Genomic DNA, 14,672 nt, shown 5'->3' on the forward strand with positions numbered 1-14,672 from the left:
TCTAGACCTTCGACCACAAGGCATCGCCGCCCAGCTTGCTGACAAACTCAGCGTGGGCGGCTTTTTCTTGCGGTGTGATCCTCGGAGGAAGTGGCGTTGGACGGGGTCTGGCCGTCCAATCGGCTGGGGCCTCGCCGGGTTTCTGTGTTGGCTGATGGGACAGGCCGAAATCAGGCTGTTTGCCACCAATCAGCTCCAGATAGACTTCGGCCAGTATCTCACTGTCCAAAAGCGCGCCGTGTAGCGTACGCGAAGAGTTGTCGATCCCGAACCGACGGCACAGCGCGTCGAGTGACGAAGGTGATCCGGGAAATTTTTTCCGCGCGATGGCAAGCGTATCGATAGCCTGTTCCCACGGAATTTGCCGTAGACCCATCCATTTCAGCTCGGCATTCAGAAACTTGATGTCAAAGGCTGCATTGTGGATGACCAGTTTGGCGTCCCCGATGAAATCGAGAAAGGAACGACCGACAGCCGCGAACTTCGGCTTGTCGCGCAAGAACTCGTCGCCCAGACCGTGGACCTCAAACGCTTCTTGCGGCATTTCACGCTCTGGGTTGATGTATTCATGAAAGGTGCGGCCCGTCGGAACGTGCCCCATCAGCTCAACCGCGCCGATCTCAACGATCCTATCACCCGTGTTAGGGTCAAAACCGGTGGTTTCTGTGTCGAGAACGATCTCACGCATCTGTCAACTGGCTCCTGATCTGCTGCACGATCTCTCGCACACGGGCGCGAGCCCCTTCAAGGGTATCTGTCCGGATCACATAATCCGCCCGCATGGCCTTTTCGCTGGCGGGCATCTGCTTGGCCCGGATGGCCGTAAATTGCGGACCCGTCATCGTACCGCGGGCCATGACGCGTTCCTGTTGGGTCTCGTCATCGACAAGGACACAGGCAGTCGCGTTCACATGCTGGTCTCCACCGGTTTCAAAGAGAAGGGGAATATCCATCACGAGGATATCATTGTCTATCCGGGCCATGTAGGCACCGCGATCTTCGGTGACCAGCGGATGCACGATCTCCTCAATCCGGCGCAGCGCTTCGGGGTTTTGGGCAATGATCCGTTTGAGTTCGTCGCGCGAAACGGCCTCGTCGACAATCGCATCGGGAAAAGCGCGGGCGATATCCGCAACCGCGCGCCCACCCTTTGCGTAAAGCCTGTGCACGGCGGCGTCGGCATCCCAAACCGCACACCCCTCATCCGCAAACATCTTCGCAGTTGTGGATTTGCCCATCCCGATGGAGCCTGTCAGACCAAGGATAAACATCAGCGCAGCGCCGCCGCGCGGGTTGCGCGATCCACCTCGGGACGCGTGCCAAACCAACGCTCGAACGCTGGCACTGCCTGATGCAAAAGCATGCCTAACCCGTCCACAGTCACACATCCGGCGGCATCGGCCTCGGACAGCAATCGTGTCTTGAGCGGCGTATAGACAAGATCCGTGACCACCGTACCGGGGCGCAATCCATCGAGCGGGACCCGCAATTCGGGTTTGCCAATCATGCCCAGCGAGGTGGTGTTCACCAGCAGGGAGGCGTCATCGATCATATTGCCCGCCTGCACCCAATCGTAGACCTGTACACGGCTGCCGAATTCCTGCTGCAAGACCTCAGCGCGCACTCTGGTCCGGTTTGAGAGCATGATTTCGGGCACTCCGGCATCGAGTAGCGAGGCAATCACCGCCCGTGCGGCGCCACCCGCTCCCAACAGCGCCGCGGGGCCGGAACGCGGATTCCAGCCGGGTGCGCCCGCGCGCAGGTTTTCAAGGAAGCCGTATCCGTCTGTATTGTCCGCGTGAATTTTCCCATCTTTACGGAAGATAAGGGTATTGGCCGCACCAATGAGGATTGCCCGATCCGTTATCAGATCGGCGATCTGCATCACGGCTTCCTTGTGGGGGATGGTGACATTAACCCCGACAAACCCGGCCTTTGGCAAAGTACGCAAAACGGACTCAAGATCCTCCGCCGCCACGTCCATGGGCACATAATGCCCAGCAATCCCGTAAGTCTTGAGCCAGTGGCGGTGCAATTGCGGCGATTTGGAATGGGCGATCGGCGATCCGATCACACCGGCGAGGGGGATCCGGGGCAGGGGGCTCATGTCGGCAAATCTCCACGCAACGTCAGGTAGTTCAACAGCTCCAGCAGAGGCATACCCAAAACGTTAAAATAGTCGCCGTCAATGCGCGAAAACAGCCGGACACCCTCTTCCTCTAACTTGTAAGCACCTACGGCGTGACGGATGCTGTCCCAATTGCGGTCGACATAATCGGTGATAAAGGCATCACTTGCCTCGCGCATCCGCAGCCGCACAGTGCCGACATGGCGCCACACTGGCTTGCCGTTTTCATAGATCACCGCAGCCGACATCAGGGTATGGCGGTCACCCCGCAGGTCGGTCAGTTGCCGGATTGCTTCATCAGGGGACGTTGGCTTGCTCAGCATTTTCCCCCGATGATCGAGCACTTGATCGCAACCGATCACCAATGCGGCAGGATGGCGTTCACTCACCTTACGGGCTTTCATCTCGGCCAGAGTGTCGGCAACGTCGCGTGGCGAAGCGCCCTCGGTGATGAGGGACAGGGTAATCATCTCCTCGTCGATCCGGGCGACCTCAACCTCGAAAGCTACCCCGGCCTGACGCAACATCTGCGCCCGGATTTCAGAGCCCGAAGCGAGCAGAATCTGTATAGCCATGTGGATAAACCCTAAATGTTCTTAGGGATTTGTTAATGAGTTCTCAGCCAAACTTGCGGTCTGGCGAGAAACATCCTGCCTTGACAGAAACCCCCACCCACTGGTTAGCGGATTCCCCCACGGGGGAAAAGAATAACTGCGCCTGTGGATGATCCGAGACCTGGTCGATCAACGCACAGGGTTTTCCACAGATCATCGAAGATCAATAACTCTATATCTAATTGATATTAATAACTTAATTTTGTATGTTACGGATCTGTTACACAGATTATACCGTGTCATCCCAAAGACCTCGATGGTATGAGGATAAACCCTTAATCCACAGTTTTTTAGGCCCCTACTTACATCAACAATCTATCTTTCTTTCTTTATTATTATAAAGAGGGCGAGAACGGGGAGCGGAGCCAATGAGTGACATTCTGAGTCTGGCCTACCCTTGGGTGAAGGGATTTCACATCATCTCGGTTATATCCTGGATGGCAGCGTTGTTCTATCTCCCGAGGTTGATGGTGCACCATACCGAACGTGTCGGGCTCAGCGGTGAGACGCATGAGCTTTTTGCCATGATGGAATACAAGCTCGCCAAAGTGATCATGTCGCCTGCGATGATGGCGACGTGGATCTTTGGTCTGTTGCTGGTGATGACACCGGGGATCGTGGTCTGGTCGGATGTGTGGCCCTGGCTTAAGGCCGCAGGCGTGATCGCAATGACGGTGTTTCACGTCTGGCTCATGCGGCGAATGCGGGGGTTTCAGGTTGGTGAAAATTCACTCACGGGCAAGCAATACCGGATGATGAACGAGGTCCCGACGCTGCTGATGTTGTTGATTGTCTTCTCCGTTACGGTGAAGTTCTGACGCTTCCGATTGACTCCGCTGGGTTGAGCGCTTAACCCGGTTTTGCACCCCGTCCGGGGTGGCATCATTCGTATTTCATTTCAGACGAACGACCGCGTGGCGCAGGTGTGCCCGGTCCAAGGATCTTACATGACAGTTGAAACGCTGAACCTCGCCGATCTCAAGGCGCAATCTCCCAAGAACCTGCTGGCAATGGCCGAAGAGCTGGAGATTGAAAACGCTTCCACCATGCGCAAGGGTGAGATGATGTTCCAGATCCTCCGTGAACGCGCGGATGAGGGTTGGGAGATTTCGGGCGACGGTGTTCTTGAAGTTCTGCAAGATGGCTTTGGTTTTTTGCGCTCACCCGAGGCGAACTATCTGCCGGGTCCGGATGATATTTACGTCTCGCCTGACATGATCCGACTGTGGTCACTGCGCACCGGCGATACGATCGAGGGGCATATCAAGGCACCTGACGACAACGAGCGTTACTTTGCGATGACCGAAGTGACCCGCATCAATTTCGAGGAGCCAGAGCAGGCACGCCACAAGGTGGCATTTGAAAATCTCACACCGCTCTATCCCGATCAGCGCTTGCAGATGGAAGTCGATGATCCGACGGTAAAGGACCGCTCGGCCCGCATCATCGACATTGTCTCGCCCATTGGGAAAGGGCAGCGGGCGTTGATTACCGCGCCACCTCGGACCGGCAAGACGGTCCTGTTGCAGAACATCGCCAATTCAATCGAGAAGAACCACCCGGAGTGCTATCTGATTGTTCTGTTGATCGATGAGCGCCCCGAAGAAGTCACCGACATGCAGCGTTCGGTCAAGGGAGAGGTCGTCTCCTCAACCTTTGATGAACCGGCGACGCGCCACGTTGCCGTTTCGGAAATGGTCATCGAAAAGGCGAAACGGCTGGTCGAGCATAAGCGCGACGTTGTGATCCTTCTTGATTCCGTGACCCGCCTGGGCCGTGCATTCAACACCGTGGTGCCCTCGTCCGGTAAGGTTCTCACGGGTGGCGTCGATGCCAATGCACTGCAACGCCCCAAGCGTTTCTTTGGTGCTGCACGGAACATCGAGGAGGGCGGATCGCTTACCATCATCGCAACCGCGTTGATTGATACTGGCAGCCGGATGGACGAAGTGATCTTTGAAGAGTTCAAAGGCACCGGTAACTCGGAAATCATTCTGGATCGTAAGATCGCGGATAAGCGTGTGTTCCCGGCGATCGACATTCTGAAATCCGGCACCCGAAAGGAAGATCTGTTGATCGACAAGGCGGACATGCAGAAGACCTTCGTGCTGCGCCGAATTCTCAATCCGATGGGGACAACCGACGCGATCGAGTTCCTCATCAGTAAGTTGAAGCAGACCAAGACAAACTCTGACTTCTTCGACTCAATGAATACCTGATATCCTTCAAAATCAAAGAGTTAACGAATGGATACGATTTTCGCCGAGGCAACCGCCCCGGGCAGGGCAGGTGTATCCGTCATCCGGATTTCCGGACCTCGCGCGCATGAGGTTGCGGAAGGTCTGATGTCATCGCTGCCAAAGGTGCGTCAATCCGCCGTGCGTATGATTTGCGACACGGACGGAGATTTCATAGATCAGGCTTTGGTGTTGCGGTTTGATGGCCCCGAGAGCTTTACCGGTGAGGACGTGGTCGAATTTCACTTGCACGGTAGTATTGCGATTATGCGACGGGTGGTGGCCGTTCTTTCGGGATTCGCAGATTTACGACTCGCAGATCCGGGAGAATTCACCCGCAGGGCGCTTGAAAACGGACGGCTCGATCTAGTCCAAGTCGAAGGATTGGGAGATTTGATCGAGGCCGAGACGGAGATGCAGCGTCGTCAGGCACTGCGTGTTCTATCGGGCGATCTGGGAAACCGTGTTGAGGATTGGCGCCGTGATCTCATCCGTGCGGCGGCGCTGTTGGAAGCTACCATTGATTTCGCGGATGAAGATGTGCCCTTCGACGTGAGCGGGGAGGTACGTGAGCTTCTGGCCCGCGTAAACAACGATTTGAGTATCGAGATTGCCGGTACGAAAGTTGCCGAACGTATCCGTGCGGGTTTTGAGGTGGCGATTATCGGTGCGCCGAATGTTGGTAAGTCGACGTTGCTGAATCGCCTGGCAGGCCGCGACGCCGCGCTCACTTCAAACATCGCCGGGACGACCCGCGATGTCATAGAAGTCCGGATGGATTTGGCCGGCGTTCCCGTGACGTTATTGGATACGGCTGGTATTCGTGAAGGGCAGGACGAAATCGAAATCCTTGGGATCGATCTCGCGCGGCGCCGGGCTGAATCTGCAGATCTGAGGATCTTCCTTCTGAACCAAGGGGATGAGCCGCCTTTGCCCGTTCAAATGGACGATGTCATATTGAGCGCAAAGGGGGATCTGATGGATCTTCCGTTTCCAGCAATTTCTGGCCATACGGGCGCAGGCATTTCAGAGCTTTTGGGTGTCCTGCAAGAGATTTTTCTGAAACGGGTTGGCGGCGCTGGCCTTGCGACACATGCACGACACGCGGAGGCGATGCGCAAGTCTTCGGCGGGTATAGCTACATCAATAGGTCTGCTTGAACAGGGCCCGGACGGCTATGACCTGGTCGCTGCAGAACTGCGATTGGCAGTAAACGCTCTCGAGGTGTTGCTTGGTCGCATTGACGCGGAGAATATGCTAGACGAGATCTTCGCAAGTTTTTGCCTTGGAAAATGAGGGTTGTTTCACGTGAAACATTTTGACGTAGTAGTCATCGGTGGTGGACACGCTGGCGCGGACGCGGCGCATGCCGCTGCGCGTTGTGGCGCACGCACAGCCTTGGTCACGATGTCCGAAGAAACAATCGGGGTCATGTCCTGCAATCCTGCGATTGGTGGCCTTGGGAAAGGGCACTTGGTTCGGGAGATAGATGCTCTTGACGGCATTATGGGGCGTGCCGCAGATACGTCCGGTATACAGTTCCGGCTGCTAAACCGCCGCAAAGGCCCAGCCGTCCAGGGGCCAAGAACACAAGCCGATCGTGCGCTTTACCGCCAAAGTGTTCTGGCGCAACTCAAGCAGAACCCTAACCTTACCATCCTGTCCGGTGAGGTGGTTGATTTTCTTCTCGAGAAGGATGTCGTTTCCGGGGTGGTGCTTGCGGATGGAAGTCAATTGCGCGCCCCTTCAGTCGTTCTGACCACAGGCACGTTTCTGCGCGGCATTATCCATATCGGAGATAAGCAGACCTCCGGCGGGCGCATGGGTGACCGCGCATCGACCAAGCTGGCGGAGCGTATTGACGATTTTGGCCTACCCCTTGGACGGCTAAAGACCGGCACACCCCCGCGTCTGGATAGCCGAACGATCAACTGGGAAGGATTAGAAAGCCAAGCTGCCGACAGTGATCCTACGTTATTTTCGTTCATGTCCAAGGAGATCGCGTGCCGCCAGATTTCCTGTGGTATTACGCATACAAATGAACGAACACATGACATCATTCGTAAGAATCTGGATAGATCAGCGATGTATGGCGGCCATATTGACGGGGTAGGTCCCCGCTATTGCCCGTCAATAGAGGATAAGGTGGTACGGTTCTCCGACAAGAATGCCCATCAGATTTTCCTTGAACCCGAAGGTTTGGACGATCCGACAATCTATCCAAACGGCATTTCGACTTCGCTTCCCGCTGATGTGCAAGAGGCGTATGTGTGTTCTATCGTCGGATTGGAGAATGTGAAAATTCTGCAGTTGGGCTATGCAATCGAATACGATTACGTTGATCCGCGCAGCCTTGATCCAACTCTGGCGCTCAAGGGGGTCGATGGATTGTTCCTTGCGGGGCAGATTAACGGGACGACCGGCTACGAAGAAGCAGCAGCTCAGGGATTGGTTGCGGGGCTCAACGCGGCTGCGCGGGCCCTCGGCCGTGATCGTGTAAGTTTCAGCCGCACGGACAGCTACATCGGGGTCATGATAGATGATCTTACAACGCGTGGTGTGACCGAGCCCTACCGGATGTTTACATCAAGGGCTGAATTCAGATTATCACTACGGGCCGATAACGCCGACCAGCGATTGACGCCAAAAGGTATCGACATCGGCTGTGTCTCGGACGACCGTCGCAAGGCCTTTGACCGGAAAATGGAAAAGCTGACGAGCTACCGGTCTCATCTTGAGGCTATTTCATTTACACCCAAAGAAGTCGCGGCAACGGGGATCAAGGTCAATCAGGACGGTCAACGGCGCAACGGGTTTCAGCTATTGGCTTTCCCGGATGTGACGCCGCATCATCTCGTCCAACTTGCACCCGAATTGGCCGCTACGGAACCTGAGATCGCAACTCAGATTGCCAGGGATGCGCTCTATGCGAACTATATCGGCCGTCAGGCGGGTGATGTTGAAAAATTACGCAAGGATGAGGCGCAGAAATTTCCGGCTGAGTTTAACTTTGACAGCATAGAGGGGCTTTCAAATGAGCTGAAGGCGAAACTGAAGGTTGCCCGCCCAGCCTCGATTGCCCAAGCTTCGCGGATTGACGGTATGACGCCGGCTGCTTTGACGTTGCTTTTGGCTGTGATCCAGAAGAGCAAACGGGCGCGGTCTGCATGAACGAGGATATCTGTCTATCCAATGTTTCACGTGAAACATTCGCCCGCTTGAAAACGTTTGAAGGCCTGGTGGCGAAATGGACAAAGCGCATCAATTTAGTCTCCAAGTCCGACTCAGCCGAAATTTGGCAGCGTCATATTCTGGATTCAGCCCAAATTTTTGATCTCGCGCCGCGCGAGGGGCTGTGGTTGGATATTGGAAGTGGAGGTGGTTTTCCCGGACTTGTATGCGCAATCCTTGACGCGGACGGTGGTCGTCGGGAATTTGCATTGGTCGACAGTGATCAGCGTAAATGTGCTTTTCTCCGGTCCGCTGCGCGAGAGCTTGATCTGAATGTGAAGGTTTATGCTGAGCGCATAGAAGAATTGCCGGCGCAGGGGGCGGCGGTCCTGTCGGCGCGGGCTTTAGGTCCCCTCGATACGCTCCTTGGTTTCGCCGAGCGTCACCTGGATCCTGGCGGAGTAGCGTTGTTTCCAAAAGGCGCGCGATGGGAAAAAGAGGTCGATGAAGCCCGCAACCAATGGTCATACGACCTCAAAACAACTACAAGTTTGACCAATCCCGATGCAACAATCCTGCGGATAACGGAGCTGACGCGTGCCTGATTTTTCCCGGCCAGAAGGCCCTAAGATCGTATCCATCGCAAACCAGAAAGGCGGCGTGGGAAAAACGACGACGGCGATCAATCTTGCTGCAGCGCTCGTTGAAGAGGGGATGCGCGTCCTTGTCGTAGACCTTGATCCACAAGGGAATGCTTCGACTGGTTTGGGGATCGCCTTGGATGATCGTGAATTTACGACGTATGAGTTGCTGCTCGAAGATATTGACCTTCATGACGTGATTTTGAAAACACAGACCGACGGTTTGATGATTGTCCCCGCGACAGTCGATCTCAGCTCCGCCGACCTGGAGTTGCTAACGAACGAAAAGCGGAGCTTTTTGCTGCATGATGCGCTGCGCCAGACGCAGATGGATGAGTTTGACCTTGATTTCATCCTCATTGATTGTCCGCCATCGCTGAACTTGCTGACTGTTAACGCAATGATCGCGTCGCACTCCGTATTGATCCCGCTTCAGAGCGAATTTTTTGCTCTCGAAGGTTTGTCCCAGTTGATGCTTACAATCCGGGAAGTTCGCCAATCCGGGAACAAGGATTTGCGGATCGAAGGGGTCGTGCTGACAATGTATGACCGCCGGAATAATCTGTCTCAGCAGGTGGAGCAGGATGCCCGTGATAACCTCGGTGATCTGGTTTTCAAAACCATGATCCCGCGAAATGTTCGGGTGAGCGAAGCGCCCAGTTTTGCCATACCCGTGCTCAGTTACGATTCGGCGTCGAAGGGGGCGGTCGCCTATCGAGCGCTGGCCCGTGAAGTCATCCAGAACAACAATATTCGCGAACCGGAGGTTGCAGATGTCGGATAAGCAGGAACGCAAGCGGGGTCTGGGGCGTGGGTTATCTGCCCTCATGGCCGACGTGAATGAGACAGAGACGGCGGCCGCGCGTGGTCCGGTAGCCGCGGATCAGACCGTTCCGATTGAACAGATCTCTCCCAATCCAGAGCAGCCGCGAAAGCAGTTCAGCCAATCCGATCTGGATGATCTTGCAAATTCGATCCGTGAAAAAGGGGTTCTGCAGCCGCTGATTGTGCGGCAGACGGGTCCGCAAAGTTATGAGATCGTGGCGGGTGAGCGGCGCTGGCGCGCGGCACAAATGGCGCAGCAACATCGGCTGCCGGTGATTGTGCGCAGCTATTCTGATACCGAAGTTCTGGAAGTCGCGATCATAGAGAATATCCAGCGGGCTGATTTGAACGCTGCGGAAGAAGCCGCTGGATACAAGCAGCTGATGGATCGTTTCGGGCATACACAGGAGAAACTGGCAGAGGCATTGGGCAAAAGCCGCAGCCATATCGCAAATCTCTTGCGTTTGCTTAATCTGCCTGAGGGGGTGCTGGATCTTCTGCGCAAAGGAGAGCTGAGTGCTGGCCACGCACGGGCATTGATCCCCGCGCGGGATCCGATGAAACTGGCGCAGCAAATCTTAAAGGGCGGTCTTTCCGTTCGCGCCACCGAAGCACTTGTGAAACAGGAACAGGCGGGCGATCGTCCCGACACGTCAAAATCGGCAAGTGCTCCGCAACCTGAAAAGGATGCCGATACTGTTGCGCTGGAGAATGATCTGTCTGCCAATCTTGGAATGAGGGTTACGTTGACGCACAAACCAGGGCAGGAAGCGGGCCAGTTGACACTAAGCTACAAATCGCTGGATCAACTGGATGAACTTTGCCGTCTCTTGAGTGGAAGCTAGTCCCTCAACAGCGCTTCGATAACCGAATTCAATATGCTAAACCCCTGATCTGTAACGATTAAACGATCATCTTGAAGGGAAATCATCCCGATTTCCGCTAGATGTTCGATAGCTTCTGGAGCAAGGGGGGATCCGGCAAGCGCCGCGTAGCGGGAAAGGCTGATGCCCTCCCGCAGACGCAATCCCATCAGGAGGAATTCTGTCCGCGCATCCTCTCGGCTGAGCGCTTCAAGGGATTGTTCGGACGCGCCACTTTCCACTGCGTCGAGCCAGCGTTTGGGATTGCTGTAACAAAAGGTCGCGTGGCGCGTACCATCAAGTGTGACCCGTCCGTGCGCCCCCGGCCCGATCCCCAGATAATCGCCGTAACGCCAGTAGATCAGATTGTGCCGCGATTGCGCCCCGTCCCGCGCGTGATTGGAAACCTCGTAGGCGGGCATCCCGGCGGCGGCGCAGATCTCTTGCGTGGCGTCGAACATGTCAGCGCCAAGGTCATCACCGGGCAAACCACGTAATTTTCCTAGCGCATAGCGGTCGCCAAACGCCGTGCCGTCCTCGATCGTCAATTGATAGAGGGAGAGGTGGTCGATCGACATCTCCAACGCCCGGCGCAGTTCCGCCTGCCAATCCGCAAGGGGCTGATCCTGTCGCGCGTAGATCAGATCGAAGCTGACCCGCTCGAATACGCTGCGAGCCGTCTCAAATGCCTGTTGCGCCTCCGCGACAGAGTGTAGACGCCCCAGACGCCGGAGATCAGCATCGTTCAATGCTTGTATGCCCATCGATACGCGGGATACGCCGCCTTCCCGGTAGGCCCGAAACCGACCTGCCTCTACAGAGCTGGGATTGGCCTCCAGTGTGATTTCCAGATCATTTGCCGTTGGCCACAAGCGCCGGATGTCGGCGATGACTTCTGCGGTTGTCTCCGGGTCCATAAGGCTTGGTGTGCCGCCCCCGAAAAAGACGGAATTGACGACGCGCCCTTGTGTCAGCGCAGCATAGCGTTTCAACTCTGCCAGATAGGCAGCCTTCCACGCCGCTTGGTCAATGTGGCGCGCAACGTGGCTGTTGAAATCGCAGTAGGGGCATTTCGCCTCGCAAAACGGCCAGTGGATATAGATCGCAAAGCCGCCTTGCCGCCAGTCATCCGTCAAAGCATTTGGCCATCAGCTTTTTGAACGCATCGGCGCGGTGGCTGATGGCGTTCTTTTCCTCGTGGCTCATCTCGGCAAAGGTGCGTGTCTCGCCCAGCGGCTGAAAGATTGGATCGTAGCCATGGCCGGTTTGCCCGCGCATGGGCCAGACAAAATGCCCATCGACGCGCCCTTCAACAATCTCCTCGTGCCCGTCAGGCCAGGCGAGTACGAGCGTGGCGCAGAACCGGGCAAACCTTGGCTGTGGTGCCTCGGCCTTCTCCAATAGATCATGCGTCTTTTCCATTGCCATTACAAAATCGCGTCCGTTGGGTGTTTCGGCCCAATCGGCGGTATAGACGCCGGGTGCACCGCCCAAGGCTGCCACCTCGATCCCGCTGTCGTCGGCGAGGGCAGGCAGCCCGGTGGCGGCAACGGCGGCGCGCGCCTTGATCCGGGCGTTGCCGATGAAGGCATCCTCTGTCTCTTCCGGCTCAGAGAGGTTCATTTCGGCGGCGCCGACCACGGTGATGCCACGCGGGCCAAACAGCTCGGCCATTTCTTCAAGCTTGCCCGCGTTATGGGTGGCGATCAGCAGGCGGTTGCCGTCGAAACGTCGACTCATTTGGTGACGTCCAGCTGCATCGCAGTCAGCTCAGCCACGCCTTTTTCGGCAAGATCGATCAGCGCGTTCATCTGCTCGCGGGTATAGGTCGCGCCTTCAGCGCTCATCTGGGTTTCGATCATCTGGCCGCTTTGGGTCATGATGAAATTACCGTCCACACCGGCCTCGGAATCCTCGGGGTAGTCGAGGTCAAGCACGGGCTGGCCCGCGTAGATGCCGCAGCTGATCGCGGCAACCGGGTCCGTCATCGGGTCGGATATCACATCGCCTGCCTTCATCAACTTGTTCACCGCCAGCCGTAGCGCAATCCAGCCGCCGGTGATCGACGCGCAGCGTGTCCCGCCGTCGGCCTGCAGCACGTCGCAATCTACGGTGATCTGCCGCTCACCCAAGGCGGAGCGGTCCACACCCGCCCGCAAGCTGCGCCCAATCAGACGCTGAATTTCAACCGTGCGTCCGCCTTGCTTGCCCGATGCCGCCTCGCGGCGCATCCGGGTATTGGTCGCGCGGGGCAACATGCCGTATTCTGCCGTGACCCAGCCCAGCCCTGACCCCTTGATGAACGGGGGCACGCGCGCCTCGATGGAGGCGGTGCACAGCACATGCGTATCGCCCATCTTGATCAGGGCCGATCCTTCGGCGTGTTTGGTAAAACCCACCTCGACCGAGACTTCCCGCATTTCGTCCAATTTCCGACCGGAGGGGCGCATGGTGTTCTTCCTTTTCCAAGTTCGATCACCGGGATACCGCCCGATCCCTTGCGGATGCAACCCCCGCGCCTTTAATGTATGGGTATGAGTGAACAAAGCGGAATTTTGCAGGAGATGAACGACCGCTCGCGCGAGGTCTTTCGCCGCGTGGTCGAAGGGTATCTGGCGAGCGGTGATCCCGTGGGGTCGCGCACGCTGACCCGTGATTTTTCGGAAAAGGTCAGCGCGGCGACCATCCGCAACACCATGCAGGATCTTGAGTACCTCGGTCTGCTCAACAGCCCGCACGCCAGTGCCGGACGTGTGCCGACGCAGATGGGCCTGCGGATGTTTGTCGATGGGTTGCTGGAGGTCGGCGACCTTGATGATCGCGACCGTGCCCAGATGGATGCGACCGCGGCCAGCAATTCCGACGATGTCTCGGGAATTCTGGACCGCGTTGGCTCTGCCCTGTCCGGCGTCACGCAGGGTGCTTCGCTGGTACTTGCGCCAAAACATGAGGCACCGATCAGGCACATCGAATTCGTCTCGCTCGCCCATGATCGGGCTTTGGCCGTACTCGTGTTCTCCGACGGTCACGTAGAAAACCGCCTGTTTCACCCGCCAGCGGGCCAAACCCCGTCGTCCATGCGCGAGGCGGCGAATTTTCTCAATGCGATCATCGAAGGCAAAACGCTGAGCGAGCTGCAATCGACGATCCAACGCGAGATGGCGACGCGACGGCAGGAGATTGATACGCTCGCCGCCGAGTTGGTGGAAAGTGGTACTGTCATCTGGGAGGGTGGCGAAGGTCAGCCAGAGCGTCTCATCGTGCGCGGCCGCTCCAATCTGCTGACAGACCGGAGCGAGGCGGCGGATCTTGATCGCATCCGCACGCTCTTTGACGATCTGGAACGCAAACGCGATATCGCCGATTTCCTCGAACTGGCCGAGGACGGTGACGGCGTGCGCATTTTTATCGGGTCGGAGAACAAACTTTTCTCACTTTCGGGTTCCTCTTTGGTGGTTTCCCCATATATGAACTCGGATCGAAAGATTGTGGGCGCGGTCGGGGTTATCGGCCCCACGCGCCTGAACTATGGACGCATCGTGCCGATTGTGAACTACACGGCGCAACTGGTCGGGAAACTGATTTCCGACCGGAGTTAGAGGTGGAAAATGGCAGACCCGAAAGAAGACGATTTCCTGGACGATCCCGAAGCAGCCGAGGCAGAAGCCTACGCCGAGGAGATGGAAGAGATCGACGAGGGTGAGCTGGCGCTGGAAGAGATCATCGCCGAGCGGGACCAGTACAAGGACCGCTTCATGCGCGCCCTTGCTGACGCGGAGAACGCGCGCAAACGCTCCGAAAAGGATAGGCGCGAGGCCGAGAACTACGGCGGATCCAAGCTCGCCCGCGACATGTTGCCGGTCTACGACAACATGAAACGCGCGCTTGAAGCGGCTACCGAAGAGCAGCGCACGATTTCAGGTCCGTTGCTCGAAGGGATCGAACTGACGATGCGCGAGCTGCTGAATGTCTTCAAGAAGCACGGCATCGACATCATCGCGCCCGAGGTCGGGGATCGTTTTGATCCCAAGGTACATCAGGCCATGTTTGAGGCGCCCGTGCCGGATACCAAGGCAGGCGACATCATCCAGGTCGCCGCCGAAGGGTTCATGCTGCACGATCGCCTGCTGCGCCCGGCGCAGGTTGGCGTGTCGTCCATGACGGGCTGATCCGGCGCTTTCGCAATTCTTGGA

16 protein-coding genes are annotated in these 14,672 nt (G+C 56.9%); 9 read left to right on the forward strand and 7 right to left on the reverse strand.

Going from position 1 to position 14,672, the window contains the following annotated elements:
- Nucleotide 1: 1 nt before the first annotated feature.
- From dnaQ to KDD17_RS14900, 4 genes are read right to left on the reverse strand one after another with little or no spacing between them, the layout of a single operon-like run.
- The gene (gene dnaQ, locus KDD17_RS14885) at nt 2–688 is read right to left on the reverse strand and encodes a DNA polymerase III subunit epsilon (protein WP_212704373.1); all 687 of its coding nucleotides are present in this window, start codon (nt 686–688) and stop codon (nt 2–4) included.
- Nucleotides 681–1,271 carry a dephospho-CoA kinase gene (gene coaE / locus KDD17_RS14890; protein ID WP_212704374.1) on the reverse strand — a complete coding sequence of 197 codons (591 nt, stop codon included), beginning with the start codon at nt 1,269–1,271 and terminating at the stop codon, nt 681–683. The genes dnaQ and coaE overlap by 8 nt, the downstream gene beginning before the upstream one ends.
- Nucleotides 1,271–2,107 (reverse strand): shikimate dehydrogenase, encoded by an 837-nt coding sequence (locus KDD17_RS14895; protein WP_212704375.1) that lies wholly within the window; start codon nt 2,105–2,107, stop codon nt 1,271–1,273. The genes coaE and KDD17_RS14895 overlap by 1 nt, the downstream gene beginning before the upstream one ends.
- Nucleotides 2,104–2,703 carry a Maf family protein gene (locus KDD17_RS14900; RefSeq protein WP_212704376.1) on the reverse strand — a complete coding sequence of 200 codons (600 nt, stop codon included), beginning with the start codon at nt 2,701–2,703 and terminating at the stop codon, nt 2,104–2,106. Before KDD17_RS14900 ends, KDD17_RS14895 begins: the two co-directional genes overlap by 4 nt.
- A gap of 407 nt (nt 2,704–3,110) precedes the next feature.
- Here KDD17_RS14900 and KDD17_RS14905 point away from each other — a divergent pair, with 407 nt between their 5' ends.
- The 7 genes from KDD17_RS14905 to KDD17_RS14935 all read left to right on the forward strand — a co-directional run bounded on the left by KDD17_RS14905 (nt 3,111) and on the right by KDD17_RS14935 (nt 10,461).
- Entirely contained in the window at nt 3,111–3,560 is a 450-nt protein-coding gene (locus KDD17_RS14905; RefSeq protein WP_212704377.1) for a CopD family protein, read from the forward strand.
- A gap of 129 nt (nt 3,561–3,689) precedes the next feature.
- The gene (rho, locus tag KDD17_RS14910) at nt 3,690–4,961 is read left to right on the forward strand and encodes a transcription termination factor Rho (protein WP_212704378.1); all 1,272 of its coding nucleotides are present in this window, start codon (nt 3,690–3,692) and stop codon (nt 4,959–4,961) included.
- A 27-nt stretch (nt 4,962–4,988) separates the two neighbouring features.
- Nucleotides 4,989–6,275 carry a tRNA uridine-5-carboxymethylaminomethyl(34) synthesis GTPase MnmE gene (gene mnmE / locus KDD17_RS14915; RefSeq protein WP_212704379.1) on the forward strand — a complete coding sequence of 429 codons (1,287 nt, stop codon included), beginning with the start codon at nt 4,989–4,991 and terminating at the stop codon, nt 6,273–6,275.
- A gap of 12 nt (nt 6,276–6,287) precedes the next feature.
- A complete protein-coding gene (gene mnmG / locus KDD17_RS14920; protein WP_212704380.1) occupies nt 6,288–8,150 on the forward strand; it encodes a tRNA uridine-5-carboxymethylaminomethyl(34) synthesis enzyme MnmG in 1,863 nt (620 codons plus the stop codon).
- Nucleotides 8,147–8,755: a 16S rRNA (guanine(527)-N(7))-methyltransferase RsmG gene (gene rsmG / locus KDD17_RS14925; protein ID WP_212704381.1), complete on the forward strand. Its 609-nt coding sequence runs from the start codon at nt 8,147–8,149 to the stop codon at nt 8,753–8,755. Before mnmG ends, rsmG begins: the two co-directional genes overlap by 4 nt.
- On the forward strand, nt 8,748–9,575 hold the full coding sequence (locus KDD17_RS14930) for a ParA family protein (RefSeq protein WP_212704382.1): 828 nt from the start codon (nt 8,748–8,750) through the stop codon (nt 9,573–9,575). The genes rsmG and KDD17_RS14930 overlap by 8 nt, the downstream gene beginning before the upstream one ends.
- Nucleotides 9,565–10,461 (forward strand): ParB/RepB/Spo0J family partition protein, encoded by an 897-nt coding sequence (locus KDD17_RS14935; protein ID WP_212704383.1) that lies wholly within the window; start codon nt 9,565–9,567, stop codon nt 10,459–10,461. The genes KDD17_RS14930 and KDD17_RS14935 overlap by 11 nt, the downstream gene beginning before the upstream one ends.
- Here KDD17_RS14935 and hemW read toward each other — a convergent pair.
- From hemW to rph, 3 genes are read right to left on the reverse strand one after another with little or no spacing between them, the layout of a single operon-like run.
- On the reverse strand, nt 10,458–11,615 hold the full coding sequence (gene hemW / locus KDD17_RS14940; RefSeq protein WP_212704384.1) for a radical SAM family heme chaperone HemW: 1,158 nt from the start codon (nt 11,613–11,615) through the stop codon (nt 10,458–10,460). The two genes, KDD17_RS14935 and hemW, sit on opposite strands and share 4 nt — an antisense overlap.
- Nucleotides 11,605–12,219, reverse strand: a complete 615-nt coding sequence (gene rdgB, locus KDD17_RS14945) for an RdgB/HAM1 family non-canonical purine NTP pyrophosphatase (protein ID WP_212704385.1) — start codon at nt 12,217–12,219, stop codon at nt 11,605–11,607. Before rdgB ends, hemW begins: the two co-directional genes overlap by 11 nt.
- Complete coding sequence (gene rph / locus KDD17_RS14950) at nt 12,216–12,929, reverse strand: ribonuclease PH (RefSeq protein ID WP_212704386.1); 714 nt, start codon at nt 12,927–12,929, stop codon at nt 12,216–12,218. Before rph ends, rdgB begins: the two co-directional genes overlap by 4 nt.
- Before the next feature lie 84 nt (nt 12,930–13,013).
- Between rph and hrcA the strand changes: the two genes are divergently transcribed.
- Nucleotides 13,014–14,078: a heat-inducible transcriptional repressor HrcA gene (gene hrcA, locus KDD17_RS14955; RefSeq protein WP_212704387.1), complete on the forward strand. Its 1,065-nt coding sequence runs from the start codon at nt 13,014–13,016 to the stop codon at nt 14,076–14,078.
- 9 nt (nt 14,079–14,087) lie between these two features.
- Nucleotides 14,088–14,648: a nucleotide exchange factor GrpE gene (locus KDD17_RS14960; RefSeq protein WP_212704388.1), complete on the forward strand. Its 561-nt coding sequence runs from the start codon at nt 14,088–14,090 to the stop codon at nt 14,646–14,648.
- The last annotated feature ends 24 nt before the right edge of the window (nt 14,649–14,672 follow it).

The sequence above is a fragment of the Sulfitobacter albidus genome (genome assembly GCF_018200035.1).
Taxonomy (GTDB): domain Bacteria; phylum Pseudomonadota; class Alphaproteobacteria; order Rhodobacterales; family Rhodobacteraceae; genus Sulfitobacter; species Sulfitobacter albidus.

What these genes read in the sequence shown, in the direction of transcription:
- dnaQ (WP_212704373.1), bottom strand. Translation starts at nt 688, where the DNA reads ATGCGTGAGATCGTTCTCGACACAGAAACCACCGGTTTTGACCCTAAC.
- coaE (WP_212704374.1), bottom strand. Translation starts at nt 1,271, where the DNA reads ATGTTTATCCTTGGTCTGACAGGCTCCATCGGGATGGGCAAATCCACA.
- KDD17_RS14895 (WP_212704375.1), bottom strand. Translation starts at nt 2,107, where the DNA reads ATGAGCCCCCTGCCCCGGATCCCCCTCGCCGGTGTGATCGGATCGCCG.
- KDD17_RS14900 (WP_212704376.1), bottom strand. Translation starts at nt 2,703, where the DNA reads ATGGCTATACAGATTCTGCTCGCTTCGGGCTCTGAAATCCGGGCGCAG.
- KDD17_RS14905 (WP_212704377.1), top strand. Translation starts at nt 3,111, where the DNA reads ATGAGTGACATTCTGAGTCTGGCCTACCCTTGGGTGAAGGGATTTCAC.
- rho (WP_212704378.1), top strand. Translation starts at nt 3,690, where the DNA reads ATGACAGTTGAAACGCTGAACCTCGCCGATCTCAAGGCGCAATCTCCC.
- mnmE (WP_212704379.1), top strand. Translation starts at nt 4,989, where the DNA reads ATGGATACGATTTTCGCCGAGGCAACCGCCCCGGGCAGGGCAGGTGTA.
- rsmG (WP_212704381.1), top strand. Translation starts at nt 8,147, where the DNA reads ATGAACGAGGATATCTGTCTATCCAATGTTTCACGTGAAACATTCGCC.
- KDD17_RS14935 (WP_212704383.1), top strand. Translation starts at nt 9,565, where the DNA reads ATGTCGGATAAGCAGGAACGCAAGCGGGGTCTGGGGCGTGGGTTATCT.
- rdgB (WP_212704385.1), bottom strand. Translation starts at nt 12,219, where the DNA reads ATGAGTCGACGTTTCGACGGCAACCGCCTGCTGATCGCCACCCATAAC.
- rph (WP_212704386.1), bottom strand. Translation starts at nt 12,929, where the DNA reads ATGCGCCCCTCCGGTCGGAAATTGGACGAAATGCGGGAAGTCTCGGTC.
- hrcA (WP_212704387.1), top strand. Translation starts at nt 13,014, where the DNA reads ATGAGTGAACAAAGCGGAATTTTGCAGGAGATGAACGACCGCTCGCGC.
- KDD17_RS14960 (WP_212704388.1), top strand. Translation starts at nt 14,088, where the DNA reads ATGGCAGACCCGAAAGAAGACGATTTCCTGGACGATCCCGAAGCAGCC.